This window comes from Flavicella marina (assembly GCF_009193215.1).
Lineage (GTDB): Bacteria > Bacteroidota > Bacteroidia > Flavobacteriales > Flavobacteriaceae > Flavicella > Flavicella marina.
In genome coordinates, this window is the sequence record NZ_VYVA01000014.1 from 1 (window position 1) to 269 (window position 269).

Annotated in this window: 1 protein-coding gene; it reads right to left on the bottom strand. The window is 46.1% G+C overall.

Going from position 1 to position 269, the window contains the following annotated elements; genetic code table 11:
* Window positions 1-256: site-specific integrase (locus F6P99_RS13350; RefSeq protein WP_193316088.1), on the bottom strand; the 256-nt coding region annotated here is incomplete at its 3' end.
* Window positions 257-269: the final 13 nt, after the last annotated feature.

The window sequence follows — 269 nt, forward strand, 5'->3', positions numbered from 1 at the left end:
AGAGAAGGTACTTGAAGAACTGCTTCACGGAGACCATGCTCCTGACAATGGTCGTGGCGGTCAGACCTTCCTCGCGGGAATGAGTGAGGAAGTCGAGTATGTGATTGTACTTGATTTCGCGGGCGGAGGTTATGCCCCGGGATTCAATAAAAAGGAGGAACTTTTTAAGGTCCCTCCCGTAAGATTCCAGCGTATTTTCTGAAAGACCTTTTTCAACTACGAGAAACGAAAGGAATGAGTCGAGAAGGTCGTTCATTGATTTTCATTTT